The organism is Pandoraea sp. SD6-2 (genome assembly GCF_000389825.1).
GTDB lineage: Bacteria > Pseudomonadota > Gammaproteobacteria > Burkholderiales > Burkholderiaceae > Pandoraea > Pandoraea communis.
In genome coordinates, this window is sequence record NZ_KB944423.1 from 261543 (window position 1) to 280954 (window position 19412).

The window sequence follows — 19412 nt, forward strand, 5'->3', positions numbered from 1 at the left end:
ACTGATATGATTCCCGTCTTAATGAGAGAATTCGAGACGAACCAACAATGAAACTCGACGTCGAGCGAAAGCTGGCAAACGACGCGCCGACTCCTGCACAGGTGGCTCGTGCGCTCAAAGCGCTGCGAAGCTACGGAAAGTCGTCCTATGCGTCGTTAACCGATGATTCGGGCAACTACGTGCAGGTAGCCGGTGGTGGCGTCAGTTGCATGATTGAGCGCTTCGAATTCGGCGCGAAACGATGGAGGGCGTTCCATGACAAGCCCTCGCCGGTACGCCCAGACGGCACGATCCTGGTCTTCGGAGCGGGCCACATTCCGATGCGCGCAGATGAATGGTTCATGGCCGATCAAGTTGTCGAAGTGTTCTTGGCGTTCCTCAATGGGACACCGTATCCGTCATTTGTTCAGTGGCGCCTGGCACCCGAATTGTGACCCTACTGCAGCCTGAGCCTACTGCAGCCTGAATACTGTCGATATCGATTGAATCAAGAATCACGACGGAGAATCCTGCATGACACCAAGCGCGCGAGTCCGAACGATCGATAGAGATGAGGCCACGTCACTTCGGCGCTTGCTAGCTGCGGATTGGACACTTGATTCGGCCGTGTTGAGTCAGATGTCGTGGAAGGCAATCGAAATCGATGACAAAGCCCTATTCGATGGAGACGCCGACCGTATTGGGGCCGCGTTTCGGGCCGTAGGCGCAGAGCACTTTTACGTGGTGAAAGTGAGCGAACTTCTCCCCACTAGCGCATTGATCAGGGGGTATGAGTTTCCTTCCACTAGCGCCGGAATCGAAGCGTTTCAGGGGGCAGATTGGTTTGAATTGAATTTGGATGACTGTCTGTTGGTGACATCGCCGCTTCGCGGCGTAGTTCTCCGGCCAGGTACCGTAACGACGACATTCATTGCGGGTGAGAAGGCATTCATTGATGCAGCATCTCAACCTGGCCGGTCCGCTTCCGCTGTTTACACGTAAAACGGGGCCACTTGGCTCTGTTTACGCTTCTGGTGCCCGGTAGCTCGCAGATCCTCTCGTCTACCAAGAAGAATCCCTATTGAGGCATCGGAATGTTCTGAATTGCAGCGAGTGACCTAGAATGCAACTCCGACCGCGTGGTGCCCTCGAAATCGGATCGTTAATCTAATTCCCGTCGCGCTCCAAACGCGGCCGGGTTTGGCGACCCGAAAGATGTTTTCGGGCACACAGCCGCGATGTTTGCGGCTTTCGTGTGCGCTGTGCCGCGCCTCTGCGTCAACGGGCGGGCCTGGATTGGGACACCTTCGGGTGTGCCGCCTAATCCGAATCATCAGCGGTTCGCCAACCTAGTCCAGTGCCCGCCCACCCCTGCGCAATGCAGCGGGTGGCGGGGTTCTCAGATTGGCTAGATCGAGGTGCCCCACATGACCTGTAATCCCCCAGCAGTTTTCCCCATCCGCTCGTCCATAGACAAGCTCAGCACTCTCGCCGAACGTATCCTCGTGCTCACGACATGCACGACTACAGACGCGGGCAAGGAAATGCCTCACCGCTTCCTTCTCGCGATCTTCGAGGAGCTTGGCGAAATGACTGTCGAACTCGTCTGTGAATGCCACAAGTTGAAGGCTGATTTTCTCGACGCATAGTCATCACCCAGCAGTTCATCTGACTCTGCCAACGGCATGGCCCCCCGCATGTTTCGGCTGCATTCATAGCGCTGCGCTGTACGGCGCTCGCTGTATCAAATCCACGCCACGCCATTCGCCATGCAAGCCATCACTCCCCTCACCTCCGACCCAATCGGAATTTCCCCATATACGGTGCGTTCAGGCGCTGCTTTAATTACTCCACATTCGCGCCACGCCTCCATACGTGGCTTCCGTTTGGATTTAGTTTTTTCAGTGCATAGCAGTATGGGCGCGCACTGGCCTATCTCCACTTCCGGCGGCAGAAGCCAGAAGTCGATCTGCGCTCAAAAGCGTATGCTGGGGCAATTAAACGAGAGCTCGGCCAAGATCCCATCGCGGGCAGTGTCCATCGTCGTACTGCGGCCATCATCCAAAATTCCCTATCTCACCCAGCAGGTAACACCGTCGTAACCCAACCTCATCCGTTGGTTCGCTCGTTGACGTTTTTACTTCCCTAAGCCGGTCGTCTTTCAGGACGTCTAGCGTCGGGAGTGTCAGCGCCGTACCCGGAGAGAGGGTTGCGTATGCGTGCTTGCGGAGTCCGGGCGGTTATCGCGCGGCTCAGCGCGGCCCGCGTGACCGAGCAGCGGGTATGACCTCGCGCGTTCGCCACTACCTCATTCCTTTGCATCCCGGCTCTCATGCCGAACCTTTCAGCCTCAATGGCGCGCTCTCGCTCGTCTTGTACGCGAAGGGTTACGGACAGAAGTTTGGAAGCACTGCGAGCGCCCGCCGCCCGCAGGGGCGAGGACGGCGGGCGCACGAAGTGCGCCCATAGACTTGTACTACTAATACTTAACGTACAAGTCATCGGAATCGCCGGCCAGATCAGGCACGACAGGAACACCTACCCCCAAGCAGTCATTGCGCGGGGCACCCTGATCAGAGAGATAGAGGTTTGCGATGAATGACACCAACGTTTTGAATTACTCGCCCTTCCGCCGTGAATGGATCGTCCGCCTCCGTGCCTTTGAGGATGGCCAAGTGGAGGCTTATGCAATTCGTTTTGACCGGTACATGAAGATGCAATCTCTTCATCTGATGCCGAAAGCCAAGCGTGGCGAGTCGGATTCCACCGAAGCCAACAAACTGGTTGCCGCGAAGCGTGCGAAGCAGCAAGTTCGGCTACGCTGCAAGGCGATTGGCGCCGATCGAATGATCACTCTCACGTATCGGGAAAACGTGCTCGACAAAGAGAAGATCAAGCGCGATTTCGATTCGCTGCGACGCCTCTTGGGTAAGGTTCAGAACTTCCAATATGTCGCTGTAGCCGAGCGGCAGAAGCGAGGCGCTTGGCATCTTCACATCGCGGTGAAGGGGCGGCAGAACTATCGCGTCTTGCGGGAGCTATGGCTTCGTGTCGTCGGCGAGGGAAACGGAAACGTCGACGTACGCAATCCGAATCGCGAAGCCCACCTGCGCCATAAGATCGCCAGTTACATCGGGAAGTACATCGTCAAGAATTTCGACGAGCATCAGCTCAACGAGAAGCGGTATTGGGCAAGTCGTGGCATCAAGGTTCCGGAGGCGGAAACGGTCAAGCACTTTCTTGAAGATTCGCCAGCCGATGCCATCGTCGCGGCGTACGAAGCCGTACTCGCGACTGGAGCAACGCTTGAGGATCATCAGCAGTGCTGGGATCAGGATGCGGGCTACTTCTGGATGGCGACCAAAGAGCGGCCAACATCCTCTAGCAAGGCGTGAGGAGACGCATCGATGCGAAATCTGACCTCAATCCGGCTCTCATGCAGGCATGCATGCTGCCGATTGCAACTCGCTTCAAGGCGAGCAAACCAGCACAGGTGCTAACCAATGAACACCACTTTTCTTCTAATGGCTCAGTACGGTGCCGTCGCGGTGGTCCCCATCGAAGCCGTGTGCCGAGACTACTTCTCTCACCTGAGCGCCGAGAAACTGACGCGTAAGATCGGCGCAGGCGATATCGCGCTTCCGTTAGTCCGAATGGAGGGCTCTCAGAAAAGCGCGAAGGGGGTACACGTGGAGGATCTTGCGAAGTACATCGATGAACGCCGCGCTGCGGCAGTGAAAGAGTGCAACCAACTCTGCCACTGAATCGTATGCCTCAGTCACAGTAACAAGAGGCTCGATGTGTAGACTGCACCCCGAAAATTGGATGCGAATTCAATCTTTGGGGTGTTTTTTATGGTCGCCCCATCTCCGGATATACGCCGCTCGTCAGCAGATGCACCCGACATTGTTCACAGCCCGGAACCGTCTCGTCTGAGGCACACCCGCTCATTCGCAAAGGACTTGGGCCACGGCACGCCCGGCAAAGAAGTGCTACATCCGTGCTACACCGAACACCGCCCTGCCCCAAAACGCCCAAACGGCGGGCGTTCCACGCCTTTAAGCCGTCCAATCCATCATCGGCGCGACGCTGACGCGGCGGGGTGTTGAATTCATGCAAAATCCCTTACAAAACAGGCGAGTGCGGCGAAAACATAGCAGCTCATTTCCATTGTTTTTGCTCATTTTCGCCCGTGTTGGCACCCGAGTGCTACGCTGTAACATCAAAAAAGCCATGTACCCACCGACATAACCTATAGGCGCAATCGCGATACAGGAACGAAAGGACAAAAGTATAGGGGATACCGCACAGATCCGCCTCAAGCGAGGCGGCCGGGTGATCTATTCCGAGGCGCGGACGTTCGATCGCAAACCCGCTGCGGCCATGCGGATTGCCAAGAGAGAAGGAACTGCTCGGCCTGTGGCGCTCTCGAAGCCACGGCGCAAGCCGACCCGCCGCTCGACGAGGTGCGGACGGACGAAGGCCCAGGTTTTGACTCAATAGGCTATTTACCCTTGGCTGTTGGTGGCTGGGAGGCTTGTGGGGTAAGGGGTTTCGGGTGGGGGCTTTACTTTTTCGGGGTGTCGGCTGCGGAAGGGAAGCTTTTGATTTTTAAGGAGAGGGGATTTTGGGTATTAGTAAGGGTGGCGGCGGCTGATAGGGCCGGAAAAGAAGGCTCTGAGACGACGATTTTCGACCCGAATCGGCCTGTCGTTGCGCTTGTAACCGGTCATTCATCTCGCGGTTCTGGCCGCCATACTCTGTCAGCAAACCGTCAGTTGTGATCTCCGGCATGGGTGACGCAGAGGCACTGACGTAGCATTGGAAACCGCCGATGTGGCACTGATGGGTGGTGATCTGGCCAGGCTGTCGTTTGCCATTGCCTTGAGCCGCGCCTCGCACGCGGTGTTGCCATGTTGATTCATCAGAATGCCACGGTGTTGGTGGTGCTCAACGCCTTGCGTCTCTTGCGTTTTGTGGATGCAAGCACCTGTCGGGCTACGCCAACCGGCGCACAGTAATTCCGCTGTCCGCGCAATCGTATCTGCGCGAGCAGCTTGGAAGAAATCAAACCAAGGATCATCGTCATGGAAATCAAAGTTTTGGGTCTGGGGTGCAGTAAGTGCCACGTCACCATCGAGATGATCAAGCGGGTGGCCAACGCCGCTGGTGTCGCGGTGGAGATCACCAAAATCGAGAACCCCGACGAGATCAAGCGCTTTGGCGTCAAGGCCACACCTGCCGTCATGATCGGTGGCCAGATCGTGCACAGCGGCGGCTTGCCATCGCATGAAGAAGTGCAGGCCTGGCTCAGGCCACAGCCCCAGTCACAACCCTTGGCCTTTCTGAACCATCCGACCCGGCACCTCTTCTATACGGGAAAAGGCGGGGTTGGCAAGACGTCCTTGTCCACTGCGACCGCGCTGAAGCTGGCAGACGCGGGCAAGAAGGTGCTGCTGGTCAGCACCGACGCCGCATCGAACCTCGATGAAATGCTGGGCATCGAGCTTCGCAACATCCCCACCCCCGTGCCAGGCGCGCCGGGCCTGTCGGTGCTCAACATCGACCCCGACGTGGCGGCCGAGACCTACCGCCAGCGCGTGCTGGCGCAGATGGAGGCGCAAGCCACTGAGGCCGAGCGCGCCACGGTGCGTGAGCAACTCTCTGGCTCATGCACCACCGAGATCGCCTCGTTCGACGAGTTCTCAAACCTTCTGGCGGGTGATGCGGCTGAATACGACCACATCGTGTTCGACACGGCGCCCACGGGGCACACGCTGCGCCTGCTCAGCCTGCCCAAAGCCTGGAGCGGCTTTCTCAAGGACAACGACCGGGGCGCCTCCTGCTTGGGGCCGCATTCGGGCCTGAAGATGCAGGAAGTGCGCTTCAATGCAGCCCTCACTGCCTTGTGCGATCCAGCGCTCACCACCGTCGTGCTGGTGGCGCGCGCCGACCGCAGCGCATTGGCCGAGGCGGCTCGTACTTCTGAAGAGTTACGGGGGCTTGGCTTGAACAACCAGCAGTTGATGATCAACGGCGTGTTCAAAGCCACCGACCCGAACGATGCTGTGGCACGCGCCATCGAGGCCCTAAGCCAACAAGCGCTGGATGCCATGCCCGAGGCCTTGCGCGCCTTACCCCAAAGCACTGTGCCTTTGCGGGCCTTTGATACGGTCGGCTTGCCCGCCTTGCGCGCCTTGTTGACCGACGCGCCTCCAGCCAATGGGCAGGGTAGATCCATGATCGATGAAACGCCACTATCCACAGAGCACATTGACAAGCTGGTGGATGAACTGGCTGCTGCCGGCAAAGGCCTGATCATGGTGATGGGCAAGGGTGGCGTCGGCAAGACCACCATCGCAGCGGCGCTGGCCATCGGCCTGGTCAAGCGCGGTCACGCGGTTCACCTCAGCACCACCGACCCGGCGGCCCACCTGGCCATGACGCTCGATGGCGAGTTGCCGGGCCTGCAAGTTGGCCGCATCGATCCCAAGGTGGAGACTCAGCGCTACATCGACAAGATCATGGCGGCGCGCTCGCCCGGGCTGGATGAGCAGGAAAAAGCCTTGCTGCTGGAGGATCTGCAATCGCCCTGCACCGAAGAGGTGGCCGTGTTCCACGCGTTCTCGCGCACGGTGGCCGAAGCCCGCACCGCCTTTGTAGTACTGGACACGGCGCCCACCGGGCACTCTCTATTGTTGATGGATGCCACGGGCGCCTATCACCGTCAGATGACGCGCGAGTTTGAAGGCAAGGGCCCTCTTCATATGGTCACGCCGCTGATGCGCCTTCAAGATGCCAGCTACACCCGCATCATCCTGGTCACCTTGCCGGAGGTGACGCCGGTGTCCCAAGCGGCCGCGTTGCAAAACGACCTGCGTCGCGCCAAGATCGAGCCTTATGCATGGGTAGTCAACAAATCCATCCTGGCTTCAGGCACGCATGACCCCTTGCTGCAAGCCCGTCTGGATGGCGAGCGGCGGCAAATGGCCAGGTTGTCAGGTGGACTGGCTCAGCGTACGTTTGCCGTGCCATGGGTAGCTCAAGCACCGGTTGGGCTGGCAGCGCTGTCGGCGTTGCTGTCCTCATGACGGCACCGGCACACAAACTGGCGCTTGCTTCCACCTGCTGAAGGAGCGAAAGCCATTTGACGTGACCCGCTGCTGCTTCGCTTAGGCCCTTCGACGGCAGCCAGCAAACCCTAATCGCCGACTGGCGAGAAACCACCGAGATTGAATGAGATGTGGTGCCGCCGTCCCCGATTTGCGGTAAAGCGAATCGCCTGCAACACGCGCCATCCCTGGATTGGTGCCGGACGTCGGGCAACCATGAGTATTGTGCGAATTCATTGGACGTTTTGCGGCACCGACGTCGCCACCAGCTTTGCCATCTCCCGTCGGCGAGACGGCTTCAGAACCTGTTTTGCAGCGCCTCCGAGGCGATCTCAGCCTTGAGCTTCTCCTCGATGTACATCTTTGCGTAGCCGCGCGTTCTCTGCCACCAGTTCCTTCATGCGCGACATCATCGGGGCGTCCATGCCACCGTACTTCGAGTGCCATTTATAAAACGTCGCCGAGCTGATACCCGGCTCCCCGCACAACGCAGCCATCGCCAGACCCGCTTCCGCTCGCTTGAGCGTCTCCAGTATCTGGCTGTCCGTGAGTCTCGACTTCTTCATTGGCAGAACTCCCTCGTAACGAAAAAATTCTACTCCGCATGAGCCCGGCCCCACGAGCCATGGCGCCGGTTTTTCACACGACACGTCGACGCCCCAGGAGTACACTTTCGCCTTCCTCCAATAACCTCGATGCAGCACAAGGAGACGCCGGCATGGCACCGAAGGATCTGTTGCAGGCACTTATCGTCGTACTCGCCTGGGGCGTGAACTTCGTCGTCATCAAGGTCGGCCTGCATGGCGTGCCGCCAATGTTGCTGGGCGCCCTTCGATTCCTGCTCGCCGCCTTCCCCGCGATCTTCTTTGTCAGACGCCCGCAGGTGCCCTGGCGCTGGCTGGTCGCCTACGGCATCACGATTTCGTTCGGGCAATTCGCGCTGTTGTTTACCGCGATGTACGTCGGCATGCCCGCCGGCCTGGCGTCACTCGTGCTTCAGGCGCAGGCGTTCTTCACGTTGGGGCTCGCTGTGCTGTGCCTCGGAGAACGCTTCCGCGCGCAAAACATCTACGGCCTACTCATCGCGGCAGCGGGCCTCGCCGTCATCGGCATGCACGGCGGCAGCGCGATGACGCCACTCGGTTTCGTGCTCACGCTCTGCGCGTCGCTTAGCTGGGCGACAGGCAACGTCATCACGAAAAAGATCGGCAATGTCGATCTCGTCGGCCTCGTGGTCTGGGCCAGCCTGATTCCGCCGATTCCGTTCGCCCTGCTCTCCTATTGGTTCGAAGGCCCGCAGCAAATCGCGAACTCGCTGTCGCATATCTCCGCTACATCGATCTTCGCTATCGCCTACCTCGCCTTCATCGCAACGCTCGTCGGCTATTCGCTGTGGGGCCGCCTGATGACGCGCTACCCCGCCAGTCAGGTCGCGCCGTTCTCGCTGCTCGTGCCGATCATCGGCCTTGCATCCGCCGCTCTGCTGCTCGACGAACAACTGGCCGAAGCTCAAATCGCCGGGGCCGCGCTGGTGATGACTGGCCTCGTGGTGAACGTATTCGGCGCGAAGATCAAACAGCGCCTGCTGTCGGCTTCGCGCTAGCGAGTCTCATGTGCAGCAGCGGGAACGGCCGGCCCTGCCCGTCGAGTTCCGATCGCCCCGTCACCTCGAACCCCTCGCGCCGATAGAACGCCAGCGCCTGCGGGTTCTGCTCGTTCACGTCGACGCTCGTGCAACCCAGCTCACGCACGGCGTAAGCCAGCAACGCAGCACCAATGCCTTGCCTGCGCACGTCGGGCGCGACAAACAACATCTCCACATTGCCCTGCGCCACCCCGAGAAAACCACGAAGGACGCCAGCGTCGTCACGAAATACACGTAGCGTGACCGCCCCCAGATAGTCATGACGAATGCGCGGACGCAACCAGGCGATATCGGCGTCGCCCAGGAAATCGTGCGTCGCGCGCACGGACGCCTCCCAAAGCTCGACGATGGCGTCGAATTCGTTTTCGTGCGTAGTGAAGATGCCTGACATGGAAACCCGCAGTTGGATATGTCGAGAGACGTGCACGCGTACCCATGACAAATATGCGCGACGGAGGCAAAACGCAAAAAGCCTGATTTCTTGTGGAAATCAGGCTTTCGAATTTGGTTGCGGGGACAGGATTTGAACCTGTGACCTTCGGGTTATGAGCCCGACGAGCTGCCAGACTGCTCCACCCCGCGTCTGAAGAATTGAATTATATGGCAATTGCCATCGCAGCGCAACATAACTGGCCGATTATTTTTCTGGCCCAGGTCTGGGGGGCGGGAAAAAACCGCCGCATGTGCCTCAACGCGGGTTATCCCAACGCGCCGTTGGCCTTGCCGCACAGCGTGCGTTGCCGATGATACACTCGCAGCAACCATGAACCGACGTCCTCCCATCCAATTCTGTTCCGCCTGCGGCCACCCGGTCGAGTTGCGCATTCCGCCCGGCGATAATCGCGAGCGGCATGTCTGCACTCATTGCGGCACTATTCACTATCAGAACCCGCGCAACGTGCTCGGCACGGTGCCTGTGTGGGGCGATCAGGTGCTGCTTTGCAAACGCGCCATCGAGCCGCGTCTCGGTTACTGGACGCTGCCCGCAGGCTTCATGGAAATTGGCGAAACAACGTCGCAGGCCGCCGCACGCGAGACACTCGAAGAAGCTGGCGCCGTCGTCGAAGTCGGCGCCCTCTTCTCGTTGCTCAACGTACCGCATGTCAATCAGGTTCATATCTTCTATCTGGCACAGATGTGCGAGCCGCAGTTCGCTGCCGGCGAAGAGAGCCTCGAAGTCGCCCTGTTTTCGGAAGACGAGATCCCCTGGGACGAGATCGCCTTCCCGACCGTGGCGAAGACCCTGCGCTTCTTCTTCGAAGACCGTCGCGCAGGGGCATTCGGCGTACACCTCGAAGCCTCGCAAGACGAGGCCGCCGTGCCGGGTACACCGGTACCGTCGCTGCCCGTCAATACGGCGCACACCGAAGACATCCTCACGCCGATGCTGCGTGTCTGAGCGCACGCTCATCGCGCGTTGCATGAAGCCGACTGCCGCTCCGGAGCGCTAACCTCACCATGGTCGTCTGGCTCGAAGCAAACGATCCGTTCCCGCCGGTGGACGAAGCGCTCGATGCATCGAGCGAAGCGCCGGGGCTGCTCGCGGCCGGACTCGACCTCTCTGCGCAACGTCTGCTCGCCGCCTACCGGCAGGGCATCTTCCCGTGGTACTCGCAGGGCCAGCCCGTTCTCTGGTGGAGCCCCAACCCGCGCATGGTGTTGCGCCCCGAGAACTTCGTCGTCAGCCACAACTTCCGCAAATTGCTGCGCCGCGTGCTACGCGACGACGCCTGGGAGATCCGCCTGGACGTCGACTTTGCCGCAGTCATGCAGGCATGCGCCCAAGCACCGCGTCGCGGCCAGGACGGCACATGGATCACACCGGCCATCGTTGCCGCCTACCGCTCGCTGCACGACGCCGGGCTCGCCCACAGCGTGGAAACCTTCTATGAAGGCGAGCGTGTCGGCGGCCTTTATGGCGTGGCACTCGGCCGCATGTTCTACGGCGAGTCGATGTTCGCTAAGCGCACCGACGCGTCGAAAATCGCGCTTGCCGCGCTCGTCGCGTTTGCACGCACACACGCAATAGAGGTGATAGACTGCCAGCAAAGTACCGCGCATCTGGCGTCGCTCGGCGGCGGCGAAATTCCCCGCCAGGCGTTTCTCGCGCACGTGAAGACGGCGGTCATGGCCCCCGCGCCGGTCTGGCGCCTGGACAAACAGGTGCTCAGCGCACTGGCCTACGGTAACGCAGCAGATAAGGCTCACGAGGTTTCCCAGTGACCCATCCGAACGAACTGCCGCTCTCTCCGCTGTCTGCCCTTCAGTTCTACGCAACGGCGCCCTACCCCTGCAGCTATCTCGATAATCACACGGCCCGCTCGCAGGTCGCCACACCCAGTCATCTAATCAATTCGGACGTCTATAGCGAACTCGTTCGCTCCGGATTTCGTCGCAGCGGGGTCTTCACGTACCGCCCGTACTGTGACGGCTGCCGCGCGTGCGTGCCGGTGCGCGTGCCGATCGCGCGCTTCGTGCCAAACCGCACGCAGCGCCGCATCTGGCGACGCCACGCCGGCCTCGCCGTCAACGTATCGGGCCTGCATTACACCGAAGAGCATTACCAGCTCTATATGCGCTATCAGTCGCGGCGCCACGCGGGCGGCGGCATGGATCACGACAGCCGCGAGCAATACGAGCAGTTCCTGCTGCAAAGCCGTGTGAACTCCCGTCTGGTGGAATTCCGCGAGCCGCCCGGCCATCAGGGCGCAGGCACGCTGCGCATGATCAGCATGGTGGACATCCTGAGTGACGGCCTGTCGTCGGTCTATACGTTCTTCGACCCCGACGTCGAAGGCGCATCGTACGGCACATACAACATCCTGTGGCAGATCGAACAGGCGCGCGCCCTAGGGCTGCCGCACGTCTATCTCGGCTACTGGATTCAGGCGAGCCGCAAGATGGTGTACAAGGCCAACTTCCGGCCGCTGCAAGGCCTGCTCGACGGTCAATGGCAAGACATGCCTGAAGCCATGCTCGACGCCGCCGGCCAATCGCCTCAATCACACCAGTAGTGCGCATCGCGCTCATCCGCCCCCCGGCACTGCGCAAAACAAGAGTACGCAGAGCGTAGAAAAAGACGCGCTCTGCGACCGGGATACCGGTAAAATGGCGACTTTCCGATTCTGCCGAACCCGACATCGTGCTTGCGCCCCTCTATCCCCTGGCCCGTCGCGCCTTGTTCTGCCTCGACGCGGAACAAGCCCACCATCTGACACTGGCCACGCTGCGCACTGCCGCCTCGCTCGGACTGGCCGGCCTCATTGGTCAGACGCTGCCCGAAGATCCGCGTACGGTTATGGGTATCCGCTTCCCGAACCCCGTCGGTCTTGCCGCCGGCCTCGACAAGGACGGCGGTTGCATCGATGGCCTCGCCGCGCTGGGGTTCGGTTTCGTGGAAGTGGGTACCGTCACGCCGCGCCCGCAGCCGGGCAATCCGAAGCCTCGCATTTTCCGTCTGCCGCAAGCCGAAGCCATCATCAACCGCATGGGCTTCAACAACGGCGGCGTCGAGCAGTTTCTTCAGAACGTGCAGTCGGCGCGCTACAAAGGACCGCTGGGCCTGAACATCGGCAAGAACGCCGATACGCCGATCGAGCGCGCGGTCGACGACTATCTCATCTGCCTCGAGAAGGTGTATCCGTACGCCACGTATGTAACGGTCAACATCTCGTCGCCCAACACCAAGAATCTGCGCCAATTGCAGGGCGCCGACGAACTCGATGCGCTGCTCGGCAAGCTCAAGGACAAGCAACGCGAACTGTCCGATCGTCACGGCAAGTACGTGCCGATCGCACTCAAGATAGCGCCGGATCTCGACGACGAACAGATCAAGGTCATCGCCGATACGCTCACGCGTCACGGCTTCGACGGCGTAATCGCCACCAACACGACGCTCTCGCGCGAAGCCGTGGCGGGCCTGCCGTACGCTAACGAAACGGGCGGCCTATCGGGACGCCCGGTGTTCGACGCCTCGAATCGCGTGATCCGTTCGCTCGCCGCCGAACTGGGTGGCGCATTGCCAATCATCGGCGTTGGCGGCATTCTGTCGGGTGCCGATGCACGAGCCAAGCTCGATGCGGGGGCCAGCCTCGTTCAGGTATACAGTGGTCTGATTTACCGCGGCCCCGAGCTGGTGCGAGAATGTGTGCAAGCGCTGCGTACGGCCTGACTGGCTGAACGTTGCCCCTTCATATGCCTCAGGGAGACTTCATCATCATGAAAGCCTGGCTCAAGACGCTGTGCCTCGTACCACTGGCCGCCGCCCTGGTGGGCACCACGCCCGCCCGCGCGGCCGATCTGCTCGACACCGTGAAGTCTGCCGGTGTGCTGAAAATCGGCATCGAAGGCACGTACCCGCCGTTCAACTATCGCGGCACCGATGGTCAGCTCGACGGCTTCGATGTCGACGTTGCCAAGGCCGTCGCGCAACGTCTCGGCGTGAAGCCCATGTTCGTGACGACGGAATGGAGCGGCATTATCGGTGGACTCGTGGCGGGCAAGTTCGACGTCATCGTCAATCAGGTCGCCATCACGGACGAGCGTAAGAAATCGCTCGACTTCAGCCAGCCGTACACCTACTCCGCCGCCCAGCTCATTCAACGCAAGGACGACAAGCGCGAATTCGCTTCGCTCGAAGCGCTCAAAGGCCACAAGCTCGGCGTCAGCCTCGGCAGCAACTACGACAAGCTCGCGAAAGCGGTGCCAGGCATTGATGTGCGTACATACCCGGGCGCCCCCGAGTATCTGCGCGATCTCGCGGCCGGGCGCGTCGATGCGGCCCTCAACGACCGCTTGATGCTGGCGTATCTGATCAAAACGTCGAACCTGCCGCTGCGTCCCGGTGCCGTGCTGCAAGACACCAACCAATCGGTCGGCATCCCGTTCCGCAAGGGCAATCCGAAGTTCGCCAAGGCCATCGACGATGCGCTCTCGAGCATGAAGCAGGACGGTACGCTCGCGAAGCTCGCGGAAAAGTGGTTTGGTGAGGACGTGTCCAAGCCCGCGAAGTAATACGCAAGCCGCGCAGCGACACATTTCGGTCGCATCACGGCCGGCACTACGCAAATGACGCGAGTGCCGGCCGTCGTCTTTTCAGCTCACGATTCACCACCAGAAATCCCCCATGAATCCATTCGAACTCGCCGCCCAATCCATGCCGGTGCTGTTGCAAGGCACTGTGCTCACGATCAAGTTCGCATTGCTGTCGATGGTATTCGGTCTGGTGATCGGCGTCATCGTGGCGATCATGGGCATCGGCAAGATCCGCGTGCTGCGCGGTATCGCCCGCGCCTACGTCAGCGTCATGCGCGGCACCCCACTGCTCGTGCAGATCTTCGTGATCTATTACGGCTTGCCAGGCATCGGCATCTCGCTCGAGCCGACACCGGCCGGTGTTCTCACGCTGAGTCTTAACGTCGGCGCGTATCTGTCGGAGAGCATGCGCGGCGCCCTCGAAGGCATGCCGCGCGGCCAGTGGCTGGCGGCGTACAGCCTCGGCCTGTCTTACTGGCAAACGCTGCGCTATGTCATCGCGCCGCAAGCCCTGCGCATGGCCGTGCCGAGCCTCGGCAATAGCCTTATCAGCCTGATCAAGGACACGTCGCTGGTCTCGGTCATTACGGTAACGGAGCTGTTGCGCTCCGCGCAGGAGGTCATCGCGTCGACGTATCAGCCATTGCCGCTCTATCTCGCGTGTGCTGCCATCTACTGGGTACTGTCGACCGGATTGTCGGCGTTGCAGCGGCGCATCGAAAAGCGTCTCGCGTTACCCGCCCGAAGCTAAGTCTCACGGACACAAAAAAGCCGGCACCCCTGCTGCCTGTCTCTGACATCCGGGGCCCGGCCTTCTTGCTGCATCACCGGCGCATCAACGGCACCAGCACATCATCACACCACACTTATCGCGGTGCGCGACGCTCGCGATACATCGCACGGAACGTCTTGCCGCTCGGCGCAGGCATCTCACGCGTATCGGTCCAACCGCCGGCAAACGGCAGCTTCGAGATGCTGCCACGATCGCGGCCCATCCGTCGCAATGCCCAAGCGCCCAGCCTCGAGAGCGTTGCATACAGACGCGGGCGACGCGCGGCGAATGCCCACGCGGCGAGGGCCGCCCGCTCCTGCCACGGCCGCAGACCACGATCGACCTGACGCTCGCGCAATTTGCGCAGCAGATCGGAAATCGGGATTCCCACCGGGCAGACGCGATTGCACTCACCACACAACGTCGCCGCCTGCGGCAGATCGAGCGTCTTTTCGAGCCCGACGTAACTCGGCGTGAGCACCGATCCCATCGGCCCCGGATACACCCAACCGTAAGCATGACCGCCGATCTTCTGATAGACCGGGCAATGGTTCATGCACGCGCCGCAGCGGATGCAACGCAGCATCTCCTGGAACGCGCCGCCGATCAGACCCGAGCGGCCGCCATCCACCAGCACGAAGTACATGTGGTCGGGGCCATCGACCTCGCCCTCGGCTCGCGTGCCGGTCAGCAGCGAGAAGTAGTTCGATGTGCCTTGCCCGGTTGCCGAGCGCGGTAGCAGACGCATCGCCGTCGCCAGGTCCTCAAGCGTCGGCAACACCTTCTCGATGCCCGTCACCGCCACGTGCACACGCGGCATGATCGTGCACATGCCTTCGTTCCCCTCGTTCGTCACCACGGCCACGGAGCCGGTTTCTGCCACGAGGAAGTTGCCCCCTGTCACGCCCATGTCCGCCGAAAGGAACTGCGGGCGCAGCATCTCGCGGGCTTCACGCGTCATCGCCGGAATTTCGGTCAGACGCGGCTTGTGGTGAACGCGGGCAAACAGGTCGGCGACTTCGTCCTTATCCTTGTGCACCACCGGCGCAATGATGTGCGACGGCGGCTCGTTGTCGTTGATCTGAAGGATGTACTCGCCAAGGTCAGTCTCAACCGACTGCACGCCCATGTCGGCGAGCACCTTGTTGAGCTGCAACTCTTCCGTGACCATCGATTTCGATTTGATCACCTTCTTCACATCGTGCTTGCGGGCGATCTCCGCAATCAGACGTGCTGCATCCTGCGTCGATTCCGCGAACAACACGGTCGCACCGCGTCGCGTGGCTTCGCGCTCGAAGATCTCCAGCCAGACGTCGAGCGTCTCGAGCCCGCGATTGCGGCGCTCCTTGAGCGCCTCGCGTGTCGCCTCGAAGTCGATCTCTTCGATGGCGGCAGCACGCGCCGTCACGAACTTGGTCGAGAGCTTCTTGAGGTTGGCTTGCAAACGCTGGTCGGCAAGCTTCTGCCCGGCCCGCGCCTTGAATTGCATCGATTGAACTTGCATCGCGACTCACGAAAGGTGATGGCCGCCGGCGCGCATCACCGCGCGCACAAGCGTGATTGTCGGGAGGACTGCGGCGAACTCACGCATCGCCGGCAAGTACCTGAGCGATGTGCAGCACGCGCGTCTTCGTGTCGCCGGTGCGGCGCAGACGCCCTTCGATGTTGAGCATGCACCCGAGGTCGCCGAGCACCACTGCCGGTGCACCGCTCGCTGCGATATTGGCGCACTTCTCGTCGACGATGGCCGTCGAGATGTTGCCGTACTTGAGCGCGAAGGTACCCCCGAAGCCGCAGCAAGCCTGACAGTCCTTCATCTCGGTCATCTTCACGCCGGGCATTTTTGCGAGCAATGCGCGCGGTTGTGCCTTGACGCCAAGCTCACGCAGCCCCGAGCAGGCGTCGTGATACGTGACTTCGCCGTTGTAATCGCCGGGCACCGTATCGACGTGCAGCACGTTGACGAGAAAATCGGTCAGCTCGAACACACGAGGACGCAGCCGCTCGTAACGCCCCATCAGTTCGGGGTCGTCGGCAAAGAGATCGCCGTAATGCGCCTTGACCATGCCGCCGCATGACCCTGATGGCACGACGACATAGTCGAACGATTCGAATTCATCGAGAAATTTCTGAGCGAGATCGCGGGCGATGGCCCGTTCGCCAGAGTTGTAGCCGGGCTGACCGCAGCAAGTCTGGGAATTGGGAATCACGACCTCGCAGCCGGCTGTCTCGAGCAGCTTGAGTGTCGAGAAACCGATCTCCGGACGCATCATGTCGATCAGACACGTGACAAAGAGTCCGACGCGCATTGGGGGAATCCTCTATTCGGGAATAATGCGCCATTATAAGTCGCTGGGCCGAACCGGCCCAGCGTGGATTCCCGCATCTCGCGCAGATGTGCGCAGACGCTCACCGCCGACTAGGCCATGCGAGCGCCGGCGTGTGTATATGGACTCCAGGAATTCGCGCGTTCGGGCATCTGCCGGTTGCGGTACGATGCATCGCCCGCAGGGAATGTGGAGAGCGCTACCATCGCCGAACGCATTGACGTGACCTCTTGCAAACGCGACAGCCGCTGCAGATCGGTTCTGAAATCGTCGAGCTTGCGCTCAACCGCACTGAAGCCAGACACCAGCGTTTCTTGCGTCGTGTTTAATGCCTGGGATTGCCGCCTGACATCGCCTCGCAGCGAGTCCACACTGGAAACAACGCCGCTCATTTGCTCCGCCATGGCGCTGACCCGGGCATCCGTACCTTGCGTCTGGGTCCTCACATCCTGCAGCAGATTCCACATCATGTCCTCACGCGCCAAAGCAGCACGCCGGTCGCTGATATCCAAATACGTCTTCATCGTTGCCCCCTCCGTTTCAATAAGTTGTTTTGCACTCGCCAACAGACTCTCGACAGACTTCCACCCCCGCTCGCGGTCGAACCCGCGAATGCTTCCCAGACTGACGACACGAATCACTATCGCCAACACCACCCCGACGATGGCGAGTGTGCCGCTCGACGCAATCAGCGCCGCAATCGCAAGGCCACCCGCGATGCAATACAGGACGGCCGACATCGCAAAGCGCTTGCCGAAATGCTTCCTCTCCGGCCACACCTCCTTCGACCCGCACCTGATCGTCTCGCGTGCAGCGTTCAGGCACTGCTCGACTTCGGCCAGAACGTCCATACACTCCGCACCGATCTTCGCGTACTCGGCTCTTTGCGCAGCGGCGTCCTCAAAAGTCGCACTCCTGAGCGCCGTCGAGCGTTCAACCATCTCGCCGCATTTTTGCAGCATCTCCTCTTCTTTGCGCAGCGCATCCGCCAAATGCCCCAGGATCATCGAAAACCGCCTGGCAGACGGTGTGAGACTGTCGATATCGCGGTCATGCAACTGCTCGCCAACCAGGAAGTACAACCCCTGACGGCTGGGGTTGGACGTGTAACGATAGAACCCGTCCCAAAGCCCGCCTCCCCAGTAGCCTGAGGTCGCCTTCTTGTACGTCGAAGCAAATGCGCTCTCCAGCCGGGTGATCGACTCACTGCTCAATCCCAACTGCGCCTTTGTGTTTGCAATCTGTTGAAACTGCCGGACGATTTCCTCGTGCTTCTCGGCAATCGACTTTCCGCTTGTGGCGGCCTTCTGCTTCAACTCGCACTTCCCCTGCGACCATGGGGCCGCCGGCGCATAAACATACCCATACATTCCCAGCGCCTCCTTTATGATGCCGACCACATCTTCCGATCCGGTCAGACACCGAATTAAATGGCAAGGGAATGATAGGCACGCGAGCGAAAGACCACTTTTGGTTTAGGCCGGCAGTTACTGCGGCAACGACGCTTTCCTGTAACACGCCCGTTACGGCTCGCTGGACGCGCCAGATGCGTCAACCGTCGATGGCGCCAGCGCATCGGACGGCTGGATTTTTCGCAGAAGTCCTCTATGCGAACTCTGCGAATTTTTCACAATATGATATAGAATCACTTCTATACGAAACTCGGCCCTACCCCATGAAAGACGAAAGCAATCCAGGCGCGGAGTCGCGCACGTCCATTCAGGTAATCGAGCGCATGATGCGTCTGCTCGATGCCCTTGCCGGCCACGCCGATCCCGTGAGCCTCAAGGAACTGGCGCAAGCTACCGAGCTTCATCCGTCGACCGCGCACCGCATCCTGAACGACATGGTGGCTTGCCGCTTTGTCGATCGTTGCGATCCGGGCACGTACCGTCTCGGCATGCGTCTGCTCGAACTCGGCAATCTGGTCAAAGCGCGCCTGTCGGTACGCGATGCCGCGCTCGCGCCGATGCGCGGTCTGCATCGCATTACCGGTCAAACGGTCAATCTATCGGTACGTCAAGGCGACGAAATCGTCTACATCGAGCGTGCCTATAGCGAGCGCTCGGGCATGCAGGTGGTGCGCGCCATCGGCGGCCATGCGCCGTTGCACCTCACCTCGGTCGGCAAGCTCTTCCTCGCCGCCGACGAAGCCTCGCGCGTACGCGCCTACGCCGCACGCACCGGCCTGTCTGGACATACACGCAATAGCATCACCGATCTGCAAAAGCTCGAGCGTGAACTGACTCACGTGCGTAAGTCGGGCTATGCACGCGATAACGAGGAACTCGAGCTGGGTGTGCGATGCATTGCGGCAGGGATCTACGACGATAGCGGCAAGCTCGTTGCGGGGCTTTCGCTGTCTGCGCCGGCCGACCGCTTACAGGACGCGTGGCTCGCCAACCTGAACGAGACTGCGTTGCACATTTCGACGTCGCTGGGCTTTCACGTGCCGAACCCGGATGCTGGCGGCAGCAGTCAGTCGCAGAACAGCACGGCCGAATAACAAAAGGCGCTCCCGAGGGAGCGCCTTTTGTTTCATA

General features: G+C 60.6%; 18 protein-coding genes, 1 tRNA gene and 2 pseudogenes. 15 read left to right on the top strand and 6 right to left on the bottom strand.

Going from position 1 to position 19412, the window contains the following annotated elements; translation table 11 throughout:
• The first annotated feature begins 47 nt into the window (after positions 1-47).
• From C266_RS01255 to arsA, 6 genes and pseudogenes are all read left to right on the top strand, one after another.
• Positions 48-434, top strand: a complete 387-nt coding sequence (locus tag C266_RS01255; protein WP_010807242.1) for a hypothetical protein — start codon at positions 48-50, stop codon at positions 432-434.
• Positions 435-1406: 972 nt separating this feature from the next.
• Positions 1407-1628: a hypothetical protein gene (locus C266_RS01265; RefSeq protein ID WP_010807244.1), complete on the top strand. Its 222-nt coding sequence runs from the start codon at positions 1407-1409 to the stop codon at positions 1626-1628.
• Positions 1629-2573: 945 nt separating this feature from the next.
• The gene (locus tag C266_RS01270) at positions 2574-3374 is read left to right on the top strand and encodes a hypothetical protein (RefSeq protein ID WP_010807245.1); all 801 of its coding nucleotides are present in this window, start codon (positions 2574-2576) and stop codon (positions 3372-3374) included.
• A 108-nt stretch (positions 3375-3482) separates the two neighbouring features.
• Complete coding sequence (locus tag C266_RS01275) at positions 3483-3743, top strand: pyocin activator PrtN family protein (RefSeq protein ID WP_010807246.1); 261 nt, start codon at positions 3483-3485, stop codon at positions 3741-3743.
• 1042 nt (positions 3744-4785) lie between these two features.
• Positions 4786-5000: pseudogene (locus C266_RS27985) on the top strand (hypothetical protein); the annotation flags it as partial.
• A gap of 66 nt (positions 5001-5066) precedes the next feature.
• The gene (gene arsA, locus C266_RS01280) at positions 5067-7070 is read left to right on the top strand and encodes an arsenical pump-driving ATPase (RefSeq protein WP_010807248.1); all 2004 of its coding nucleotides are present in this window, start codon (positions 5067-5069) and stop codon (positions 7068-7070) included.
• 290 nt (positions 7071-7360) lie between these two features.
• Here arsA and C266_RS01285 read toward each other — a convergent pair.
• Positions 7361-7657, bottom strand: a pseudogene (locus tag C266_RS01285) (transposase); the annotation flags it as partial.
• 152 nt (positions 7658-7809) lie between these two features.
• On the opposite strand from C266_RS01285, the gene C266_RS01290 reads away from it, so the two are divergent.
• Positions 7810-8694, top strand: a complete 885-nt coding sequence (locus tag C266_RS01290; protein WP_010807250.1) for an EamA family transporter — start codon at positions 7810-7812, stop codon at positions 8692-8694.
• Here C266_RS01290 and C266_RS01295 read toward each other — a convergent pair.
• Together C266_RS01295 and C266_RS01300 are read right to left on the bottom strand one after the other, a co-directional pair.
• Positions 8663-9127 (bottom strand): GNAT family N-acetyltransferase, encoded by a 465-nt coding sequence (locus C266_RS01295; RefSeq protein ID WP_010807251.1) that lies wholly within the window; start codon positions 9125-9127, stop codon positions 8663-8665. The two genes, C266_RS01290 and C266_RS01295, sit on opposite strands and share 32 nt — an antisense overlap.
• Before the next feature lie 114 nt (positions 9128-9241).
• Positions 9242-9318, bottom strand: a tRNA-Met gene (locus C266_RS01300).
• Between the two features lie 18 nt (positions 9319-9336).
• On the opposite strand from C266_RS01300, the gene C266_RS27635 reads away from it, so the two are divergent.
• The 7 genes from C266_RS27635 to C266_RS01330 all read left to right on the top strand — a co-directional run bounded on the left by C266_RS27635 (position 9337) and on the right by C266_RS01330 (position 14521).
• On the top strand, positions 9337-9483 hold the full coding sequence (locus C266_RS27635; protein ID WP_168162851.1) for a hypothetical protein: 147 nt from the start codon (positions 9337-9339) through the stop codon (positions 9481-9483).
• A 34-nt stretch (positions 9484-9517) separates the two neighbouring features.
• Positions 9518-10135 (top strand): NUDIX hydrolase, encoded by a 618-nt coding sequence (locus tag C266_RS01305; protein ID WP_246189848.1) that lies wholly within the window; start codon positions 9518-9520, stop codon positions 10133-10135.
• Between the two features lie 59 nt (positions 10136-10194).
• A complete protein-coding gene (gene aat, locus C266_RS01310; RefSeq protein ID WP_010807253.1) occupies positions 10195-10959 on the top strand; it encodes a leucyl/phenylalanyl-tRNA--protein transferase in 765 nt (254 codons plus the stop codon).
• Positions 10956-11750, top strand: a complete 795-nt coding sequence (locus C266_RS01315) for an arginyltransferase (RefSeq protein ID WP_010807254.1) — start codon at positions 10956-10958, stop codon at positions 11748-11750. The genes aat and C266_RS01315 overlap by 4 nt, the downstream gene beginning before the upstream one ends.
• A gap of 128 nt (positions 11751-11878) precedes the next feature.
• Positions 11879-12907, top strand: coding sequence for a quinone-dependent dihydroorotate dehydrogenase (locus tag C266_RS01320; RefSeq protein WP_010807255.1), 1029 nt, complete (start codon positions 11879-11881; stop codon positions 12905-12907).
• 47 nt (positions 12908-12954) lie between these two features.
• Positions 12955-13749, top strand: coding sequence for a transporter substrate-binding domain-containing protein (locus tag C266_RS01325; RefSeq protein WP_010807256.1), 795 nt, complete (start codon positions 12955-12957; stop codon positions 13747-13749).
• A gap of 112 nt (positions 13750-13861) precedes the next feature.
• On the top strand, positions 13862-14521 hold the full coding sequence (locus C266_RS01330) for an amino acid ABC transporter permease (RefSeq protein WP_010807257.1): 660 nt from the start codon (positions 13862-13864) through the stop codon (positions 14519-14521).
• Positions 14522-14636: 115 nt separating this feature from the next.
• Here the strand turns inward: C266_RS01330 and C266_RS01335 are convergent, their stop codons facing one another.
• The 3 genes from C266_RS01335 to C266_RS01345 form a co-directional block, all read right to left on the bottom strand.
• A complete protein-coding gene (locus C266_RS01335) occupies positions 14637-16046 on the bottom strand; it encodes a lactate utilization protein B (protein WP_010807258.1) in 1410 nt (469 codons plus the stop codon).
• Positions 16047-16125: 79 nt separating this feature from the next.
• A complete protein-coding gene (locus tag C266_RS01340; RefSeq protein WP_010807259.1) occupies positions 16126-16851 on the bottom strand; it encodes a (Fe-S)-binding protein in 726 nt (241 codons plus the stop codon).
• A gap of 110 nt (positions 16852-16961) precedes the next feature.
• Positions 16962-18185 carry a hypothetical protein gene (locus C266_RS01345; protein WP_144265669.1) on the bottom strand — a complete coding sequence of 408 codons (1224 nt, stop codon included), beginning with the start codon at positions 18183-18185 and terminating at the stop codon, positions 16962-16964.
• A 359-nt stretch (positions 18186-18544) separates the two neighbouring features.
• Between C266_RS01345 and C266_RS01350 the strand changes: the two genes are divergently transcribed.
• Positions 18545-19375 (top strand): IclR family transcriptional regulator, encoded by an 831-nt coding sequence (locus C266_RS01350; protein ID WP_010807261.1) that lies wholly within the window; start codon positions 18545-18547, stop codon positions 19373-19375.
• Positions 19376-19412: the final 37 nt, after the last annotated feature.

Coding starts and splice junctions, on each gene's coding strand:
- C266_RS01255 (WP_010807242.1), top strand. CDS start 48: ATGAAACTCGACGTCGAGCGAAAGCTGGCAAACGACGCGCCGACTCCT.
- C266_RS01265 (WP_010807244.1), top strand. CDS start 1,407: ATGACCTGTAATCCCCCAGCAGTTTTCCCCATCCGCTCGTCCATAGAC.
- C266_RS01270 (WP_010807245.1), top strand. CDS start 2,574: ATGAATGACACCAACGTTTTGAATTACTCGCCCTTCCGCCGTGAATGG.
- C266_RS01275 (WP_010807246.1), top strand. CDS start 3,483: ATGAACACCACTTTTCTTCTAATGGCTCAGTACGGTGCCGTCGCGGTG.
- arsA (WP_010807248.1), top strand. CDS start 5,067: ATGGAAATCAAAGTTTTGGGTCTGGGGTGCAGTAAGTGCCACGTCACC.
- C266_RS01290 (WP_010807250.1), top strand. CDS start 7,810: ATGGCACCGAAGGATCTGTTGCAGGCACTTATCGTCGTACTCGCCTGG.
- C266_RS01295 (WP_010807251.1), bottom strand. CDS start 9,127: ATGTCAGGCATCTTCACTACGCACGAAAACGAATTCGACGCCATCGTC.
- C266_RS27635 (WP_168162851.1), top strand. CDS start 9,337: ATGGCAATTGCCATCGCAGCGCAACATAACTGGCCGATTATTTTTCTG.
- aat (WP_010807253.1), top strand. CDS start 10,195: ATGGTCGTCTGGCTCGAAGCAAACGATCCGTTCCCGCCGGTGGACGAA.
- C266_RS01325 (WP_010807256.1), top strand. CDS start 12,955: ATGAAAGCCTGGCTCAAGACGCTGTGCCTCGTACCACTGGCCGCCGCC.
- C266_RS01330 (WP_010807257.1), top strand. CDS start 13,862: ATGAATCCATTCGAACTCGCCGCCCAATCCATGCCGGTGCTGTTGCAA.
- C266_RS01335 (WP_010807258.1), bottom strand. CDS start 16,046: ATGCAAGTTCAATCGATGCAATTCAAGGCGCGGGCCGGGCAGAAGCTT.
- C266_RS01340 (WP_010807259.1), bottom strand. CDS start 16,851: ATGCGCGTCGGACTCTTTGTCACGTGTCTGATCGACATGATGCGTCCG.
- C266_RS01350 (WP_010807261.1), top strand. CDS start 18,545: ATGAAAGACGAAAGCAATCCAGGCGCGGAGTCGCGCACGTCCATTCAG.